This window comes from Psychrobacter sp. NPDC078501 (assembly GCF_044900935.1).
GTDB lineage: Bacteria > Pseudomonadota > Gammaproteobacteria > Pseudomonadales > Moraxellaceae > Psychrobacter.
Genome location: NZ_JBJDOS010000001.1, coordinates 222,956 through 242,538 on the forward strand (window position 1 = coordinate 222,956; position 19,583 = coordinate 242,538).

Consider the following 19,583-nt stretch of genomic DNA (forward strand, 5'->3'; position numbering starts at 1 on the left):
CCTTGATGAGTTACGACGCTGCCGCATTATTTGCCATGTCGCTGCTTTCTACAATATTGTTTTCTACCACATTGACGGTGACTTGACCACTAAACTGACCTTGCTCATTACTATTCACTTGCGCAAGTTTGGCATTTAAGCCTTGTGCTACCAGTGTACTCGTAAATTTATCAAGACTACCGCGATCTGGGGCAATCAAGGTGAAACTGAGCGCTGATGGCTGCATGACCAGTGACTGTGCATGCAATGAGGACTGTTTAATCAATGGTGATATGCGCGACAGTGCGGCCATATGTGATGCAGGCGCTTGGCTATCACTACGCAGTTTTGGTTGCAGCTGTACTTGCAGTTTGGTGCGCGTACTCAGTGGCTCATCGGCGAACCAAGATTGATACTGTGCCGCAATTGCAGTCTTGGTTGCTGCGGTCGCTTCATTATACTTGTACCACTGCACACCATCGGTTGCCATTTGCAGTACTAACGCTGATAGCGCAACCATCATCGCCACCCGTAGGTATGGTGATAATTGTGAGTCAGTAGATTTCATAAAGAAATTAAGCGCGTGACGTTCGGGACTGTCAATTGGCTTAGGTACTGTAGGTAGGATCGTCAGTAGCAGCTGATGATCAGCGATCAGCGCTTTAGTTTGCGCCACTAAATCCATGGACGATGATGAATCTAGTGAGTCGACCGATGCGTCAATAGCTGCCTCAATAGACGGCTGTACCATTACCTCACTCAAATGCGGGAAACGCTCAAACATTAACGGCAAATAGCTGACGGCCATACCCTGACGCAATGATTGGCGCAGCAGCATAGTCTGCGAATCTTGATAAAGGGTCACTTGTTGACCTGCGCCCTCTTCTGGCGGTGGCAACAATAAAAAATCTGGCAGTAATGCTACTATATTCATACCGGCTAGCTGCGCGCTTTGTTGCCATGACTCAATATCGTTTTGTGCCAGTGCGTACAGTTGCGTCGTATCAACATGGCTCAATTGACGGATGTTCAATTGCTCAATAGGCGTTAATGACGTTTCTTCAAATAAGTACTGCTTGCCGCTATTACCAAGCTGTTTAAGCTGAGCAGCATTGAGCGCCGTGTCCACTTGCAACGCATGACTTGAGGGAAAATATAGACAAAGCGCCTTTTGGCTACTGGACTTATAGTTACCATAGATTGTTTGCAGCTGTTGCCAACCATCAACCATTTGCCATTGCTGTACATCTTCGTGCCAGACAGCTAGCGGGCTATGCTGCGCTCGTAACCAAACATGTAACACTAAACGTGTCCTCAATTATTGCTGCGGTTATCAAAATATTGTTAATGATTGATGCGGTTTTTGAAACAGCTGGATGATTTTATATGATTAATAACTGGCATGCTTCTCGCCAATACCATTTTAAATCCGTCATATCTAATCAATTCTGCTCTAGCAAATCGTTTCTAAGCAAAATATTAGAATGTCTAGTCTAATAAGGCTGGTCAGGAACAAAACGATCAACTTCCGTTGCCATGCCAGTCATCACAAACTCCATATCAAACACTCTGGCTTCCGCTAGAGAAAATGACTCAGGATAATCACCTGTCAGCAATCCCGCGATATAGGCGACGATAGACATATGACAAACAACGACCAAACACTCAGCTTCAATATTGGCAATATCTATCAAAGCTTGGCGAGCGTCATCCGAGGGCGTGATATTGTCTTGCACAGATGAGGCGGCTTGCGGTGCTCGTGACTGGAACGCAGATAAAGTCTGCTGCGCTCTCGTATAAGGGCTAACCACAAAACGATCTGGACGATAGTGAGTAGTCACATACTCTGCCGTTTGTGCTGCCTGCTGCTGACCAAAGTCCGTCAGCTGACGTGCACTATCTGGACGTGTCTCGTCTTCTGCTTGACCATGACGTACTAATATAATTTTCATAACCTTCCTTGGAGCGCTGAGTTCGACTTTCTTAATACTGATTTTTAATGGTGTGTCTTACTTATCAGCATCGCCATCTTTGCTTTTGCTATTGCTACCAGAGGTTTTCATATGAGCGGTAAGTGCAGCATTGCTATGATCATGCGCCATGACAAACTCAACATCGCTACGGAACCCAGCTTCCATCAGATGTAGCGCAACGCCTAGAGCGGCCTTGTCTTCATAAATGACTGCATAGAGCGCATGGGTAATTGGCATATAGATACCCGCTTTGGTCGCCTTTTCATGTACTTGCTGAATGGTATTTACCCCTTCAGCAGTTTGGCCAAGCTTTTTGACCGCGGCATCAATGCTCATACCACGACCGAGCATATTACCGATACGATAGTTACGACTTAGCTCTGAGCTACAAGTAGCATATAAATCGCCTACGCCAGATAAGCCCAAGAAAGTGAGCGGATTGGCGCCTTCTTCAACACCAAAACGACTCATTTCTGCCAAAGCACGAGTAAGAATCATCGCCTTCGTATTCTCACCTACTTCATAAGCTGCCGCCATACCCATGGCAATTGCGTAGATGTTTTTTAGCGCGCCGCCAAGCTCGACGCCGCGTATATCATCACTAGCAAATACTCTAAAGAAAGCACTGTGCAATGCTGCTTGCACGGCATGACGCAACGGTTCCGACTCACTTGCGATAACCGTAGCAGACGGCATATTTTTCATGATTTCTATAGCGAGGTTCGGCCCTGACATAACGCCAAAGTTCACTTCTGGCAACACTTCTTTGATGATATCACTCATCATCGCAAAGGTGTCTTTTTCCATACCTTTAGTCAACGATACAATAGACTGACCGCTGATAAAAGGCGCGATGTTTTTTAGCGTTTCACGAAAGGCCAAACCTGGCACAGCAATAAAAATAATGTCTTTGTCTTTGACGCTTGCCGCCAAATCATGGCTGTATTTCAGTCGATCATCAAGCTTATAGCCTGGTAGATACTTTTTATTGGTCTGTGTTTTCGCCATCGCTTTTACCGTACGCTTATTACGTACCCACAGCGTGGTATCACAGCCATTACGTGCAGCTAAATTTGCCATTGCCGTACCAAAGCTACCACCACCTAAAAACGCCAAACGCAGCTTGGTTGGATTACTATGAATGTCAGCCATATCCTTTGCCACAGCTGATTCAACAGGACTAGGATTTGACTTTTTACGGCCGAGACTTGACTTGGTTGCCCGCTCAAAAATACCTGCAAGCATACCGTTCTGCTTTTCAGACGACTCTTTGTCCGTTTCATTATTAGCACTGCTGTTGTTTTTATTACTATTGTTAGGGCTTGTCATGTTCTTTTATCCGTGTTGACTGACGTATTATCAATAGAATCTATCGTGCTCAGCTACTGGCCTCATTATCTTTAAATTACAACTTTGTGAAATTATAATCTTATTAATAGACAGTACTGAGCTACATTACGACTCGAAGCGAACTAGCGATTCGATATCAATAGGTTTGCGTTTGGACTCATCCTTGGGGCTTGTGCCAGTATAAACAAAAGCGGTCACATAATCATCTGCGCCTACACCGAAATACGCTTTTACCGCAGGCTCATTACATAGCAGCCCAGTGCGCCAAACCGTACTAAATCCTTGAGCTTTTAATGCCAAGATTAGATTTTGTACAGCAGCACCCGCACTGAGCATCTGCTCAAAAGGTGGCACTTTTTTGTGTTCTTGCATTTGAGTCACAGCCGTTATGATCAGCGGCGCTCGCAGCGGCATATTTTTAGTTTTAGTGATGGTCTTTTCAGACAACTCTTCGCCATCTTGTAGCGCTTTTGCTTGGGCAGCTTCGAGCAAGGCACGGCCTAATTCATGGCGTGCCTTACCTTGCGTCACGATGAAGCGCCACGGACGCAATTTTTTATGATCTGGCGCAGTTGCCGCACATTCAATGGCAGATTCAATCTGCGCACGCGTTGGTGCTGGCTCATCTAGATTGCCCATACTGCGTCTTGAATTGATCCAACCTATCAGCTCGTCACTGGTAGATGAGATATCATTCGCTGCTACGTTCTTCACGGACAGTTTTTTGTCTTCTATTTCTTGGCTTTCATTATCAGATGTAGTCATTGTTTTATCCTTATTTATTATTATCTATCACTACTTATTATTTATAATATCACTTTCTTATTTTTTAACCGCTATAGAGCAGTTGAGAGCTACACATAGGCAGTCTCAACTCAGCGATAAACTACGCAACATCTTCGACTCGGTGGTCCATGCGTAGATAGTCCTCTGACTGCATCTCAAGCAGACGTGAGCGAGTACGTTCAATCTCAAACGCCAATTTTTCTCCTTGGTACAAGTCTAGAATCGGCTGCTCTGCCCGTACCAATAGTTTTACACGGCGATCATAAAATTCATCGACGAGATAAATGAAACGGCGCGTTGGATCACGCAAGTCGTCATCTAGCGCTGGCACGGAGTCAACTAAAACAGTACTAAATCGTTTGGCAAGCTCAATAAAATCAGCGGCTGATCGCGGCGCCATACAGAGATGACGGAAGTCACAGAATAGGATATCTTCGGTACAAGCGTTGATTTTTACTTCTCGTCCATTGATAGTAATGGGCTCTTTACTGATTTTCTGATTATTCGACAAGCTCGCAAAACGGTTGGCTAACCAATGATAGTTCGCCTTAGTAAGTGGCGCTTCGTATAGCTCAGCTTGTTGCAATACGCGCAGACGATAATCAATTCCCGAGTCGATATTCATTACCGTCGTATGACGCTCAACTTCCGCAATGGCAGGCATAAAACGGTCACGATGTAAGCCATCTTTATACAATCCAGCTGGCTCAATGTTTGAGGTAGCAACCAAAGTTATACCGCGATTGAACAGCATAGTGAACAAATCGCCTAATATCATGGCATCAGAGACATTAGAAACAAAAAACTCATCAAAACAGATGATAACCGCTTCTTTATAAATAATATCAGCGACTTTTTCGAGTGGATCGCTCTCACCTTGTAGTTTGTTAAGCTCTCTATGGACACGCTGCATAAAATGATGGAAATGCAGACGCATCTTGCGCTCGATGGTCAACGAGTCATAAAACATATCCATCATCCACGTTTTACCGCGGCCAACACCGCCCCACATATAAAGACCCGTTGGTGCGGCAGGTTTGGATTTTAAAAAGCCAAAAAAACCTTTTTTTTGCGGTGCACTATTGATGAGCTGATGGTATATCTCATCAAGATAGCTCATGGCCTGAAATTGCTGCTCATCCCGAGTAAACTCATCTGTACTGACGGCTTTCTCGTAACGTTGCAATGGAGATAAACTCATAATACGACTCATCGTTGGATTAAATAAATATCAAAATAATAAGATAATTTAGCATAACGCTGGTGCTAGCAAGCAAGCCATGCTAAACCATATCAAAACGAAAACTATGAAGCTGAGCTAGGTAACAAATAAATTAGCTATTCTGCCCAAAGCTATGCTTGTCTAATAAACCTTTGAGCTCTGATAAGCGACCATGGAAGAAATGACCCGCGCCATCGACCACGCTGACTTCAATGCCTAATCGGTCTGCAAATTCCTGCATATTATCAGGTTCAATCACCTCATCCGCATTACCATAAATCTCAAAAGTTCTATCCGCAGGCAAACTAATATCAGTACTGTCGTTTTTTTCGACTGATGGTGCGATAAGGGCAATTTTCGTCACTTCAAAGTCACCCAGCCCCCATATATGTGCGGCCTCAAGCACTTGTTCAGCCACGCGTGCTGTGACATAGCCACCAAAAGAAAAACCACCTAGCCATAGCTTTCGAGCATTGGTTTGTTCAGCAATCCATTGTAGCACGGTCATTGCATCGACCACTTCACCTTCCGCGTAATCATGCTCGCCTGTCGATTGACCAACGCCGCGAAAGTTAAAGCGCACCACATGCATACCGTTGTCACGGGCAAAGCGATACATAGTGGTGACCACTTTGTTATTCATCGTACCATCAAACAACGGATTAGGATGGCACAGCAGCGCCACCGTGTCTGTATTTGGATCATTAGGATTGTCATTTTGCCACAGTGCGTCAACCTCGAGCACGCCAGCAGGAGCAGGAATTAATTGCATAGTATTACTTATTAATAAAAAATGAATGGCTCAATTATCCTAGATACAATTTATATTTCAAGTGATTTGCTGTGTACGGATGCGACTTGTTTTATTTTTGGTCAATAACGGTTGTCTGCCGTTTTGGAATATTGCTGTTCTTAAGATATTAAATTGATTTATATCTAGGGCAAGGTTCATCGGCAATATACCGGTAATACAGCACACAATAACTGTCTAGACAGGTAATATCTAGATAAGCTACATTCATAAAGCTTTGCCTATAGCTAAGACGTTCTGCTTATATAAATCAGGAATTATTTATGAATACTTTTAATAAAACTGCCAGTTTGACGGCAACGTTAGTGGCTGCACTTGCTTTAAGCGCCTGTCAGAGTACGCCTTCTTCACCCGTGATTCAGCGTGCCAACTCTATCTATGAGACAACAGGTATCGCTGATACCAAGGTCAAAGCACAACAAAACGCAATTGATAGTGCTCAAAAAACTTGTCGAAGCAAGCAAGTGATTATCGTTGATGACAACGTAAAATATAATGGTATCTTAAACGAGCGTACTGGTCGTATGGTTGGCCAAGTAGGTGCTGTCGTTGGCTCGATATTTGGCACGGGCACACCAGATTTGTCACGTAGCGATGATTACGAATACACCATTAACTTCCGTTGCCAATAAATATCGTCAATACCATATAAATCAGATACAGTGTCAGGCTCACTCAGTCTACTCTTTGTAGCACTTTCGCTTGCCTTCCTTGTATCTGAATTATCTTGGACCGACTATATCTAGCTAAAAATATCTATCTATTTTTCTCTACACGACAATCTCTTTTAGACGCAAACAGGTTTATGATCTAACCGCTAACATTAAGTGACATACAATTCTTCTCTGATTCAACAGCCAACAAACTGCGATATAGATAATATATCAATCAAAGCTTGTTGGCTTCGCTTTTTGTACTCTCCTTTTTAAGTTAAACTATCCGCTATCGTATTCAGCACATCCTCGTCAGTCTTTATATTTTCATTATCTTTGGTCTAATATTATGCGCAAACCCAATCTTTCAAATATTAAACAGGCCAAAGTATTAGCACCTGCCAAAGATTTGGCCACTCTAGAGGCGGAACTCGCTGAGCAGGAAGACCATCTAGAGGATACCGTCCTACGCCTAAGTGATTATTTATCAGCAGTTGAGATGGTCATCAAACAAACTTTTGACCACCGTGTCTGGGTAAAAGCTGAAATCCGTAATCTGTCGAGTAAAGGTGGTCATTACTACTTTGAACTGGCAGAAAAAGACGACGATGGCAAAGTAGTCGCCAGCTGCCGTGGCAATCTCTGGCGCTTTAAAGCTGCTCGTGTATTAGCTAAGTTTGAACGTGCGACTGGCATGCCGCTTGAGCGTGATTTGACCGTACTCCTTAAAGTATCGGCAGGGTTTCATGCCCAGTACGGCTTTTCAATCACGATTGAAGATATCGACCCCAGCTATACGCTAGGCGACTTGGCACGGCAATATGCAGAAATGGTTGACCGCCTAACAGGTGAAGGGCTATTACATCTTAATCAACAGCTACCTGCCCCTTTTGATATTGAGCATGTACTGGTCATCGCTCCTGAAAAGGCGGCTGGTTTAGGCGATTTTCAAGCAGATGCCGATCGCTTAGCCAGTACAGGTGCGTGTCAGTTCCACTACCATAATGCGACTTTTCAGGGCAATCATGCGCCCGCTGAAATCCGCCAAGCCATCGTTAGCGCCCAGCAGCAGTTTTACGATACTTATCAGCGTCTACCAGACTTACTAGTCATCATTCGCGGCGGCGGTGCGGTTGGTGATTTGGCTTATCTCAATGATTATGAGTTGGCCGCTCTGGTTGCTGAGCAGCCCGTCCCTGTCTGGGTGGGCATCGGTCATGAGCGTGACAAAGTCATCTTAGATGAAGTGGCACATACCAGTTTTGATACACCTTCAAAAGTAATTGCTGCTATCTATAGCCATTTAGCCCAGCTCGTCACTCAGACGCTGCACTATCAGGCGCAAATCAAGCAAGCGGCTCAGCGTCAATTGAATACTGCTGAACAACAAACCGCACGCCAGTTAAGCCAAATGCAGTCGCAAACGATTGGGCAACTCACCGCTCTACGAAAAGACAGTGATTATGCATGGCGCAGTATTCAACAAAGTGCCCAGCGCCAAGTAAAACAAGCAATCAGACTGACAGCTGAGCGATACACACAAACGCAAACCTTAGCGCATCAAAAGCTCGCAAAAGCCGCTACCAATAGCAGAAATCATCAAAAGTCAATCATGCAGAACGCGCAGCAGCAAATTGTGCAAGCACAGCGCGATAGCGAACATCTACGTGACATCGTGCTATTACATCGCCCCTCTCGCGTGCTCAAGCAGGGCTACACCATGCTCACGGATGCTCAAAACAAGCAGACTCTCACTAGTAGTACCCAACTGTATCCTGAGCAAACCGTTAATATCATTTTAAAAGATGGCAACGCAAAAGCGCAGATTATCGATGTCACTATGGATAAAGAAGCGACGGAAACCTCAGGCGCTCTAACTTAACCACATAATAATATCTAACGATTATTCACCGACTTACCTTTAAAAATTAGGAAATTTTATGACTACCCCTACTCGCCGACGCAAAAAAGCCGCCCCAAAAACCTTTAAGGCGGCTTACGATATTTTAAAAACCAATGCGGCTGAACTACAGCAACAGGATGAGCCTGATATTGACAATCTAATGACAACGGTTGAAGAGTCTATTGCCGCTTATCGTGTTTGCGAGACTCGTATCAATGCTGTACAGCAAGCACTAGATGCGGCCTTTGCCGAAGAAAAACCTACTAGCAGCACGGATAGTTAGTTTATTCAGGCTCATCAACCTCAAAGACTTGGCGCAGATAGGCAAGATACGTGTCGTTATTGATCATGGTCTTGCCTGGGCTGTCAGACAGCTTGGCGACTGGCTGACCATTGCACTCTACCAACTTGAGCACGATATTAATCGGTGTAATGCCCATATCATTGGTCAAATTGGTGCCGATGCCGAAACTGGTTCTAATGCGACCTTTAAAGTATTGATGCAGCTCCCACGCCTTCTCTAAATCCAACCCATCGCTAAAAGTTAGAATTTTAGTTTTTGGGTCTATCTTTAGCTTCTCATAATGGGCAATCGCCTTATCGCCCCAGATGTAAGGGTCACCGCTATCATGACGCAGACCGTCGAATAGCTTAGCAAAATACAAATCAAAGTCACGTAAGAACGCATCCATGCCGACTACATCTGTCAATGCAATACCTAAGTCGCCACGATACTCATGCACCCACGCTTCAAGCGCAGCCTTTTGTGAGTCACGCAGACGCACATCTAATGCCTGAAACGCCTGCATAAACTCATGCGCCATCGTGCCTATCGGCGTCATTCCTAACTGCTTGGCCAAATACACGTTAGATGTACCACCGACTATCTTTGGCTCGGCTTTATGTAGCGTCTCCACTACATGTGCTTGCCAGCGTCGACTAAAGCGTCTACGCGTGCCAAAATCAGCGACGATAAATGGCGGTGTATCCTGACCGTACTGAGTTTGCGCATCGGCATACTGATGTAATAGCGCTACTTTTGCATCGAGGCGACGTTGCCCTTCTTCTATCACGCTGTCATTAGATAGCGTATTGAAATACAGCTCATTGACAATAGCCAGTACAAATACTTCAAAGAACATCGCTTGAATCATCGGCCCTTCGATATCGATAAACAGGCGACCTTTATCGTCTGTACTTACCGTAATAAAGCGGCGTTTTAGCTTAAATAATTCTAGATAATCAACGAAATCTGAGCGAATAAAGCGTAAGCTACGTAAGTACTCTAGCTCATCTGGCAAAAAGCGCAATTCGCATAAGCTGTCTAGTTGCTGCTCTAGATCTTTTTGGATATCAGCCAACGGATAGGCTGCATCTTTGTTATTACGACAGCGAAAGCGATAAACACCATGGGTTTGCGGAAACTGATGCAGCATGGCTTGTAACATCGTAAATTTGTACAAATCATTATCAAGCAATGAAGTAATAATAGGTGCATAAGAAACGGTCATGCTATGGCCTTAAAAGTGCAAAATAAGAAACAAACGTCATTTGATAGACAAAGCGACATCATATGTGGACGATAAACAATACACGCTCATTCATTATGAGCCATCGATAAACCGTTCAGTATAACGAAGTTTGGTATTTATTTCAGAGTTCACTTTTGATTGCCGAAAAAGAACAGTAAAATTCCAATAAAACAATTACTCAGACCATTCATAAAAATATCGTATAAGTCTATCCAGACAACCTATTCATGGATGGTTAACACGGCTTACGCTTTCGCACTCATAAACTGCTCCACATAATCATCAGCAGGATTATGCCGCAACTCGTTTGGCGTCCCCGTTTGTATGAGTCGACCACCATTTAGCATACTGATACGCTGACCTACTTTGACAGCTTCATCAATATCATGGGTAATAAATACAATGGTTTTGTTCAATCGCTCTTGCAATTCGAGTAATTGGTCTTGCAGTTGAGCGCGAATGAGCGGATCAAGCGCAGAGAACGCTTCATCCATTAGCAAAATTGGATTATCCGTCGCTAAAGCACGAGCTAGCCCGACGCGCTGCTGCATACCCCCTGACAACTCGTCAGGGTAGCTATTTTCCAAATTTGATAGACCGACTTCATTAAGCCAATGTCGAGCCGTTTCATGTCGCTCGTTTGCGCTCATCTTTCGGACACGCAGACCATAAGCAACATTTTGTATGACCGTCATGTGCGGCACTAAGCCGAAATGCTGAAAAACCATACTGACTGTCTGCTGACGATAATGCTGCAACTGCTTATCGTTGAGCGCTAAAATATTAATAGCTGTAGCAGAGCTTTCTTCTACTACCGTACTTACATTATCTGTCGCTGATTGCCTATCAGCTGTTGTGTGAGTCGCATGTTCTCTATTCAGAGCAGTATCTACCCATATCTTACCATTGGTTGGATCGATCAAGCGGTTAATATGGCGTATCAGCGTTGATTTTCCTGAGCCTGACAGACCCATGATGCAATGCAACTCGCCTGCCTTGATATCTAGATTGATATCATACAGACCAACTGAATAGCCCGTTTGCTCTTTTACTTTGATGCTATCCATACCCTCAGCCAGCAATGCCAATGCAGACTGTGCTTGCGTGCTACTGGCATTATAAATCTTACTGATATTTTTTAATTGGATATGATTCATCGGTGCTCTCACTATTCATGTGGTTTTTATCATTATGGCTTCGGTCGATTACCATAGGTTCAGTCGTATGCCACTAGACGACTTTTTATCCAATCGGACGTCTGCCTGCTTCGATGGTTTTTTGACGGGTACGCTTACCTTGACCAAATGCTTGCGTAATACGGTCAATGATAATAGCAACGATAACGATGGCCGTACCTGCTTGTAGACCCTGACCGATATTGAGCGTTTGGATAGATTGCAATACATCTTCACCCAGCCCAGGAGCACCAATCATTGAGGCCAATACCACCATGGCAAGTGACATCATCACAGCCTGATTGATACCTGCCATAATACTAGGCAACGCTTGTGGCAATTTAATCCAGAGAAGTAGCTGTAAATGCGTACTACCAAAGGAGCGTCCTGCTTCGACCATTTCATGATTGACTTGTGTAATCCCTAACGTCGTCAGACGAATCAAGGGCGGCAACGCATAAATCACGGTCGCGAATAACGCAGGCACTTTACCAATACCAAACAGCATCAGCACTGGTATGAGATATACGAAACTCGGCATCGTCTGCATGATATCTAGCACTGGCGTCACTATCTTGCGTAGTAGTTTGCTACCTGACATAGCGATACCAATAGGAATACCAATTACCACCGTGACCAGTACCGATACGATAAGCAGTGCTAAAGTATCGATCAGTGCGCCCCATAATCCAAAAGCGCCAATCAAAAACAACCCTGCACCACATGCCAGCGCGAACCAAATCTTGCGAACACCAAACCACCCAAGCACAGTTACAAATGCAATAATCAGCCAAGGCGGGATAACCGTTAATAATCGCTCAATAGGTAGTAGCAGATAAGTAAGCGCCATCGTGCTAATAGTACGGAATACATCGCCATAGTTTTGGACGACGTTTGCTAAAGCATTATTAAGTGGGATCTCAAGCGACCATGCAGGAAAGCTTGAGGCGAGCGCTGACGCATTGATACTAGATGCAGTTGTACCGGTAGAGATAGCACCCGTTGAGCTAAGGCCTAACTTGGTAGCGAGATTGGTAGCAGCCTCATCGGATAACCATGCTTGCCAAACCTCTGGGTTGTCACGCAAAAACACCATGGCTTGCTCATCGCCAGTGCGTTTACTTTCGCTCATCTCCAAGATAGCACCGTTTAGCTCATCAGAGGTAAATTGCACCTTTTCAAAGACAGCTGCTAGTTCGGGATTGGATTCGACAAACGGGGTAGAAACGGCTATACCTAACGGTGATACTGGGAATCCTGACACGCAATCCATCTTACCATCAGCGAGCAAAAGATTTTGCCAACAAGCATCCTCATAAGCTGGAAACTCTAATGGCGCAAGGTCATATTTTGCCATTAGCCCAGTGGGTTGCCAGTAGTAAAATAACAGTGGCTTATGCTGTTCAAAAGCGGAGGCAATTTCGGCATCGAGAGCAGCACCTGTACCAGGGTGTGCGTTGTTAAAAAGACTGTCTAGACCGGTGGTTTTTAGCAAACGTGTGTTAAAAATCTCACACGTCCAACCAGAGGGGCAGTTCATAAAGCGAGATTTACCAGGATCTTCATGGTCTTTAAATAGCTCAGTATATTTAGGCAAATCTTGATAGCTGCGAAGTCCTGGGTTCTCTTCCAATACATATCTTGGGACATACCAGCCTTGAGTTGCACCGCCTTTTAGCGTATCGCCGATGATAGCCACTTTATTCTGCTCAATGGCTTTTTCCATGATTGGCGAGCGACCAACCCACTGCTCCCCGATGACCTGAATGTCATTCTGTGAGAGCGCTGTATCAAGTGCAGGCCCTGCTCCTGGCACTTCTTCTACCGTACAACCGTATCCATCTTCTACGATATGTCTGAGTACGCCAGAGGTAAACTGCCCACTCTCCCAGGTTAGCGCCCCAAATTTGATCGGTGATTCACACGCCGCTGACGCCGATACAGGCAGTAGTAACGCGCTCATCCAAAGTAAGCTTAATGCAATCCATTGGCGCATACTCTTTCCTATTATTATGTTGTATCGGCATGAAACCACTATCAAAACAATAGAACTAAAAAACAGCTAAACTTCGCTATATCAAGTTTACCAATGCTGGCTCTAGACCATTGAGCTACTATCTACTGTTGTTTAGACTTACTACAAAGTGTAGCGATTTATAGAAGTGATGACAAACGCTTATTTGTCGATTAACGCATTAGATAAATTTACGATAATTTTGATAAAGCTCTTATGACAAGTCGCTCTTAATTTGAGAAATCTATATTCGAGAAGTCATATTTTAGACAAAAAAATAGCACCTATCTGGATAGGTGCTATTGGTTATGGAATCGATTAAAAAAGGTCACTATTAATTTCTATAGCTACTATAAAATGTCTAATTCAAGAATTGTTATTTTAAAGACTGTTATTTCAAGAACAGTTATTTCAAAAAAAGCGCCATCGCCTTTTTAAACAGTCCACCATAAGGCGGCAATAATAAATTCAGGCCATTGAGCTTGGTTTGGACAAAAATCGGCTTCATATGGCTGAGGCGTTCAAAGCCGGCCTTACCATGGTATGCGCCAGTACCAGAGTCACCCACACCACCAAACGGCAAATCATGCTGAGCCACATGTATCAAAACTTCGTTGATACATAAGCCACCTGAGACCGTATTATTACGTACGTTTTCGATACTGCTGTAGTTGTCACTAAACACATATAGCGCCAATGGACGTGGACGCGAGTTTACAAAGTAAATGGCATCATCAAGCGTCTCATAATGCATCAGCGGCAATATCGGAGCAAAAATCTCGTTTTGCATGAGGTCGCTGTCAGGCGCAGGCTCGCTGACGATGACTGGCGGCATTAGACGGGTTTCTATATTGGGTTCGGCGCCAGTTAACGCATGTACCTCGCCACCTGTTAGCGCATCTAGATAGCCTTTTACCCGTTTAAACTGCTCACCATTAATAATGCGAGAGTAATCTGGGTTTTCTTCGATATCAGGATAATGCTTGGTCATCCACTCTTTTGCGAGTTCGATAAACTGGTCATGGTATTGGCGCTGAATCAAGACATAATCTGGCGCAATACACGTCTGTCCAGCATTTAGTGTCTTACCCATCATCACTCGATTGACGACAGACTCTAGATTGGCATCATCTAGTACGATCACTGGTGATTTACCACCAAGCTCAAGCGTCACTGGCGTTAGATTTGGCGCAGCAGCAGCCATGACCTTTTTGCCCACCGCAGTCGATCCAGTATATAGTAGGTGATCAAATGGTAGCTCACTAAAGGTGGCAGCAATCTCGACTTCACCGAGTACCACACAGATCATATCTGGCGAAAAATAACGAGCAATGGCGTCAGCAAACGTCTGAGCAAATTGCGGCGCAGCTTCACTCATCTTGACCATAATGCGGTTACCTGCGGTGATTGCATCAATCATCGGGCCAATTGCTAAAAATAACGGATAGTTCCAAGGCACCATGATACCGACCACACCCAATGGCTGAGGCTGGATTTCATTATGGGCTGGCATATATAGCGCTGAAATAGGCGCACGATGTGCTTTCATCCATTTTTTGCCGTGTTTTTTGGCGTGGCTAATACCGGTAAAGCTAGGAAATAACTCAGCAAACTGCGTCTCTGACTGGCTACGATAGCCAAAATCTGCACTAATCGCCTTTGCAAAACTCTCTTGGTTGTCGCTAAGCATCACTTCTAGATTGTCTAGCTGCGTCGTACGAGTGCCCCAATCGTTGATTGGCTGGGTGCGGCTTAACATTTGCAAGCGTGAAAATTGCGCTTTCATCTCATCGATAGTCGTCGCCGTACTTAGGGCTTCAGGCACACGCTGCAGCGCAAAACCTGTCTCGGTCACTGCCTGCTCATGGGCGCTTTGGTTGCTATCTGTCATTTGTCTTCCTTGTTATAATCATAGTAATAGTCATAAGGTTTGTAGTCACTACATTATATTGGGTTAGAGGCTCTATCTTTCTAGTCAGGTGCACTCTTTGATAACCTACTCTGACTATAAATTTCATCAGATTCCATTCATCACACTTTAATGTAGCGCATCGACTGAGCAATGAACAGCACCTTTGGTTGACTACTGCGTCTGTACTAGCAGTACCTTTATAAGTGACTTACCACTGTTCTATACCAGTTACTTCTTCGTCCATTGCTAGCTGTTTTCTATTAGAATTTACGCCACTTACAGACATTGCGCCAGTATATATCTTTGGGCGATAGTCGCCAAAACTGCTACACTACCGATGAGCATTATTTATTTTAAACTTGATAATAATAAGACAGATACTCTCATGCAAAATGACACACAACCCCTCAATGATACGCTTGTCAGCAAATCTCTATCAGCCGCCGATTATGTCCCTACTCTCGATGCGATGCTGGCACGCACCCTCGAACGTATCGACCTAAAAAAACAACAAGGGCTGCGTACGCCTGATGAATTATGGATTGTAGATCATAACGATGTCTACACGCTTGGACAGGCAGGCAAAGAAGAGCACATATTACAGCGTACTGACACGCCTATCATCAAGACCGATCGCGGTGGTCAAGTGACATGGCATGGTCATGGGCAGCTGGTTATATATTGGTTGTTTGACTTGGACAGCCTCAAATGGAGTGTGCGCAATCTTGTCTCCCATGCTGAGCAAGCGATAGAAGACGTCATCAATGACTGTTTGCGTAGCTCACCATCTGATAGCAACAATATCAGTGCTCATGCGCGCCGTGACGCTCCTGGTGTCTACCTATACGCAGATACTGCTGCAACAGATGACAGCACCTCTACAGATGATAACTCTCTTGATAATAAGATTATGCTTGGCAAAATGGCCTCGCTAGGCTTTAAGATTAAGCATGGCTTTAGCTACCATGGTATTGCGATTAATTTAAATTGTGACCTGTCCTCATTTAACGCCATCAACCCTTGTGGCTATGCTGGCATGCAAATGTTGCGATTGTCTGATTTTGTAGCCATGCAGACAGATTCAGAGCAAACAGAGCCAGAGTCGCAAACCGGGCAGCAAATGAGCGATTCATTCAGCTATGAGACAGTCACTCAAAAACTTATTGATAACATCGCCAAGCGTCATGCTGGGCTGATTGAGTTGCGAGCTATCGCGCCCAAGTAAATTTTGAGTCCGTTTTTGCATAATCTTTTTTTGCATAATATCTTGCACGCTTAGACTTAAGCATTAAGAGAAAATTCAGTACAAACTTGCTATAATCGCATGCAGTACAAATCGGACGCAGCAACTATCCTTGCTGGATCCCTAGCTCAGCCCCTTATTCAAACATTTAAAACAAAAGCAAATTGGAGCATTTTATGGCAGATTTTAACAAAATTTTGGACGCAGGCGACGTAGACGGCGGCATCATCAACGTAGTAGTAGAGATCCCAGCTGGTAGCAGCCATAAAATTGAGTGGAATCGCGAATTAGCAGTATTTGAGCTTGACCGTATTGACCCACAGATTTTTGCTAAACCTTGTAACTATGGTTTCATCCCACAAACACTTGACGAAGACGGCGATGAGCTTGACGTATTGCTATTGACTGAGCAGCCACTACCGACTGGTATTTTCTTAAAAGCCAAAGTCATCGGTGTGATGAAGTTTGTTGATGATGGCGAAGTAGATGACAAAATCGTTGTTGTCCCTGCTGATGACCGTGACACAGGCAATGCTTACAACAGCTTAGAAGACCTACCAAAGCAGTTGATCAACCAGTTAGAGTTCCATTTCAGCCATTACAAAGACCTGAAAAAAGCTGGTACGACGGTTGTTGAATCTTGGGGCGATGTCGCAGAAGCGAAAGAAGTTATCAAAGAGTCTATCCAACGCTGGAAAGATCTATAATTATCAAATATGGGCAAAAATGCCGATAACGATAAATAGTAAAATACCGCAGTCACCATAGTGGCCGCGGTATTTTTTTGCTTGAACATTGCTTATCTAACATGGTTATAATGAGCATATTACTCATTCACACTTATACGCCGTAATAAGGACAGTCATGTTTAACCCCGACCCTAGCGCAAAACCGGTCAATACCAAGTTGCCAAGAGACGTCATTATGATGGTCGAAAAAAACAACCTAGTAATGGCTATTAAAACTTTGGCGGCAGACGAAAACATCAGTATGGATGAAGCCAAAAGTAGAATTGATGCTTATGAGACCCAGCTGAAAGTAAAGCAACAACAGAAGCTCAATACCATCGCTAGTAAACAAGGCATTCCAAATCAAGCCATCAGTTTTGATAGAGAGCAAGAGGAAGACGAGCCTAGGCCATTGGTAAAAAATCGTGTTAAAACGACCAAACAGAGCCAAGGGTTTAAGGGGCTACAAGATGGTGTCGATAGTCAGTTGAATGACTTAGGCTACAAGAAACCTCTACTGCCTTATTGGCTAAAACGATTGCTCGTGATCGCTGTCTTAATGATAGGAATATTTTGGATATTATGGCGAGTATTTGGTTAAGTGATTTAGCTAAATAAGAAGCTGGCTCGACATATTCCCTATAAAACTACATACCGACTAGCTACAATTTAAGAATGTAGCTAGTCGAATAGTTCATTGAAAACCTGCCCTTGAATCCTTTCACAGCGTCCACTAATCTAAAACTACTTATAGCAACCCTTTATATAAAAAGTAACAGCCTACGACAGTCAACAGTACCGCAAAGCATTTTTTCAGCAACTGTGGCGATAATGCGTGAGCGACTTTTGCGCCTAGCTTGGCCGTGAAAAAGCTCATGATGCTAATGCCTAAAAAAGCATAGATATGGACAAAGCCAATCGTATTGGGCACATCGACTTGCGCTTGCATGCCAAAGAACATAAACCCTAGCGCACCTGCAATCGCGATAGGCAATCCACATGCGGCTGAGGTTCCAACGGCTTTTTGCATAACCACACCGTAACGTGTGAGATAAGGTACGGTTAAGCTACCACCGCCAATCCCAAAAATAGCAGAAGCGATACCAATACCAGCCCCTGCTGCTAGCTGCTTAGGCTTTGAAGGCAAAGCTATATGGACATTACCAGCATCGTTATTTGCTTTCTTTTTGCCACCCATAAACATTTTATAAGCGACCCAAAGCAAAAACACACCAACAATCAACTGAAGATATAAACCAGATATCTGTCCTGCAATTCCTGCTCCTAAAAAGCAGCCTATTGCTAAACCTGGCGTCAGATTTTTAAAGACAGGCCACATGACTGCGCCTTTCTTGTTGTGCGCCATGAGCGAGCTTATGGACGTGACAATAATGGTTGCCAGTGAAGTACCCAAGGCCAAGTGCATAATACTGTCAGGACTGTAACCCATTTGCGTAAAGACAATAAATAGCAGTGGTACGATAATAGTCCCACCGCCTACTCCAAATAGCCCTGCAGCAAATCCTGCTAGCGCCCCTATTATTAAAAAAGTTATTAATTCCACAGGATAGTTACTTCTTATTTAGATTTAATGAGATGATAATTATAGTTAAACGACTGCTCAATATTGAACGAGCAATAGCCCATAGGCTTAGGTGTTGGATAATAGGTATTGGATTAAATAAGCTCTACTTGCCCCACTCTAGAATAGGCACGATTAAAATAAACCAACCCTTCATCAGTGCCGCCTTGTGGCTCAGCCTGATTGATGGCGACAACGCGGCACATAAAGACGCTATGCGTGCCAACTTCTTGAATTTGTTCAATCTCACAATCAAAGCTGACCAAGGCATCCTCCAATACAGGAGCGCCTGTTTGTAATTGTGTCCAAGAACCATATTCAAACCGTTCTTCTGAACACAGCTTAGAGGCAAAAGCATTGGACAGCTGCTCATGTTGCGCGCCTAACACATTGACAGTTAAAATCTTGTTTTCCAGAAAGTAGCCATGTGACCGAGACGTTTGATTCATACAGACAAGCAAGGTCGGCGGTGTGTCTGTGACACTACATACTGCCGATGCTGTAAACCCATGTACGCCCGTTGCACCTGCTGTGGTCACCACATTGACCGCAGTCGTTAGCAAAGACATGGCATCTCTAAAGTCGGTCGCGTCAATCCTATCTTTAATCATTGCTTCAATCCCGAGAAACGTTAAAAATAACGTTAAAAAATAACGTTAAAAAATAACGTTAAAAAATTGTGCTTCAATTTTAGTTTTGTAAGGGAAATTCTCTAAATAG

The 19,583-nt window shown here is 44.1% G+C and carries 18 protein-coding genes; 6 read left to right on the top strand and 12 right to left on the bottom strand.

The genetic code is table 11. From position 1 onward, the window contains the following. Positions 1-10 precede the first annotated feature (10 nt). The 6 genes from gspL to ACI2IW_RS00895 form a co-directional block, all read right to left on the bottom strand. A complete protein-coding gene (gene gspL / locus ACI2IW_RS00870; RefSeq protein ID WP_404692330.1) occupies positions 11-1,282 on the bottom strand; it encodes a type II secretion system protein GspL in 1,272 nt (423 codons plus the stop codon). A gap of 190 nt (positions 1,283-1,472) precedes the next feature. Next, a complete protein-coding gene (locus ACI2IW_RS00875; protein WP_201606750.1) occupies positions 1,473-1,931 on the bottom strand; it encodes a histidine phosphatase family protein in 459 nt (152 codons plus the stop codon). A 57-nt stretch (positions 1,932-1,988) separates the two neighbouring features. Further along, positions 1,989-3,281: an NAD(P)H-dependent glycerol-3-phosphate dehydrogenase gene (locus ACI2IW_RS00880; protein WP_134292514.1), complete on the bottom strand. Its 1,293-nt coding sequence runs from the start codon at positions 3,279-3,281 to the stop codon at positions 1,989-1,991. A 126-nt stretch (positions 3,282-3,407) separates the two neighbouring features. Then, complete coding sequence (locus ACI2IW_RS00885; RefSeq protein WP_134292513.1) at positions 3,408-4,067, bottom strand: nitroreductase; 660 nt, start codon at positions 4,065-4,067, stop codon at positions 3,408-3,410. Positions 4,068-4,188: 121 nt separating this feature from the next. Then, a complete protein-coding gene (gene zapE, locus ACI2IW_RS00890) occupies positions 4,189-5,289 on the bottom strand; it encodes a cell division protein ZapE (protein WP_102077955.1) in 1,101 nt (366 codons plus the stop codon). Between the two features lie 133 nt (positions 5,290-5,422). Continuing rightward, positions 5,423-6,082, bottom strand: a complete 660-nt coding sequence (locus tag ACI2IW_RS00895; protein WP_102077956.1) for an alpha/beta hydrolase — start codon at positions 6,080-6,082, stop codon at positions 5,423-5,425. Between the two features lie 302 nt (positions 6,083-6,384). Here ACI2IW_RS00895 and ACI2IW_RS00900 point away from each other — a divergent pair, with 302 nt between their 5' ends. The 3 genes from ACI2IW_RS00900 (at position 6,385) to xseB (ending at position 8,960) form a co-directional block, all read left to right on the top strand. Next, entirely contained in the window at positions 6,385-6,753 is a 369-nt protein-coding gene (locus ACI2IW_RS00900; RefSeq protein WP_102090963.1) for a hypothetical protein, read from the top strand. Between the two features lie 370 nt (positions 6,754-7,123). After that, positions 7,124-8,656, top strand: coding sequence for an exodeoxyribonuclease VII large subunit (gene xseA / locus ACI2IW_RS00905; protein WP_404692331.1), 1,533 nt, complete (start codon positions 7,124-7,126; stop codon positions 8,654-8,656). Positions 8,657-8,714: 58 nt separating this feature from the next. Then, complete coding sequence (gene xseB / locus ACI2IW_RS00910; protein WP_075106096.1) at positions 8,715-8,960, top strand: exodeoxyribonuclease VII small subunit; 246 nt, start codon at positions 8,715-8,717, stop codon at positions 8,958-8,960. Position 8,961: 1 nt separating this feature from the next. On the opposite strand, the gene pncB is transcribed toward xseB, so the two are convergent. The 4 genes from pncB to ACI2IW_RS00930 all read right to left on the bottom strand — a co-directional run bounded on the left by pncB (position 8,962) and on the right by ACI2IW_RS00930 (position 15,289). After that, positions 8,962-10,188 (bottom strand): nicotinate phosphoribosyltransferase, encoded by a 1,227-nt coding sequence (gene pncB / locus ACI2IW_RS00915; protein ID WP_404692332.1) that lies wholly within the window; start codon positions 10,186-10,188, stop codon positions 8,962-8,964. 266 nt (positions 10,189-10,454) lie between these two features. Further along, positions 10,455-11,366, bottom strand: a complete 912-nt coding sequence (locus ACI2IW_RS00920) for an ATP-binding cassette domain-containing protein (RefSeq protein WP_404692333.1) — start codon at positions 11,364-11,366, stop codon at positions 10,455-10,457. Positions 11,367-11,451: 85 nt separating this feature from the next. Then, complete coding sequence (locus ACI2IW_RS00925) at positions 11,452-13,380, bottom strand: glycine betaine ABC transporter substrate-binding protein (protein WP_404692334.1); 1,929 nt, start codon at positions 13,378-13,380, stop codon at positions 11,452-11,454. Between the two features lie 424 nt (positions 13,381-13,804). Beyond that, positions 13,805-15,289, bottom strand: coding sequence for a coniferyl aldehyde dehydrogenase (locus ACI2IW_RS00930; protein ID WP_404692335.1), 1,485 nt, complete (start codon positions 15,287-15,289; stop codon positions 13,805-13,807). A 406-nt stretch (positions 15,290-15,695) separates the two neighbouring features. On the opposite strand from ACI2IW_RS00930, the gene lipB reads away from it, so the two are divergent. From lipB to ACI2IW_RS00945, 3 genes are all read left to right on the top strand, one after another. Then, positions 15,696-16,535 (top strand): lipoyl(octanoyl) transferase LipB, encoded by an 840-nt coding sequence (gene lipB, locus ACI2IW_RS00935; protein WP_404692336.1) that lies wholly within the window; start codon positions 15,696-15,698, stop codon positions 16,533-16,535. 194 nt (positions 16,536-16,729) lie between these two features. Then, a complete protein-coding gene (locus tag ACI2IW_RS00940) occupies positions 16,730-17,260 on the top strand; it encodes an inorganic diphosphatase (protein ID WP_057759479.1) in 531 nt (176 codons plus the stop codon). A gap of 157 nt (positions 17,261-17,417) precedes the next feature. Then, positions 17,418-17,882: a hypothetical protein gene (locus ACI2IW_RS00945; RefSeq protein WP_404692337.1), complete on the top strand. Its 465-nt coding sequence runs from the start codon at positions 17,418-17,420 to the stop codon at positions 17,880-17,882. Between the two features lie 147 nt (positions 17,883-18,029). Here ACI2IW_RS00945 and ACI2IW_RS00950 read toward each other — a convergent pair whose 3' ends face one another. Together ACI2IW_RS00950 and ACI2IW_RS00955 are read right to left on the bottom strand one after the other, a co-directional pair. Further along, positions 18,030-18,845 (bottom strand): sulfite exporter TauE/SafE family protein, encoded by an 816-nt coding sequence (locus ACI2IW_RS00950; RefSeq protein WP_201579019.1) that lies wholly within the window; start codon positions 18,843-18,845, stop codon positions 18,030-18,032. Between the two features lie 113 nt (positions 18,846-18,958). Next, on the bottom strand, positions 18,959-19,474 hold the full coding sequence (locus ACI2IW_RS00955) for a flavin reductase (RefSeq protein WP_379544098.1): 516 nt from the start codon (positions 19,472-19,474) through the stop codon (positions 18,959-18,961). Positions 19,475-19,583 lie beyond the last annotated feature (109 nt).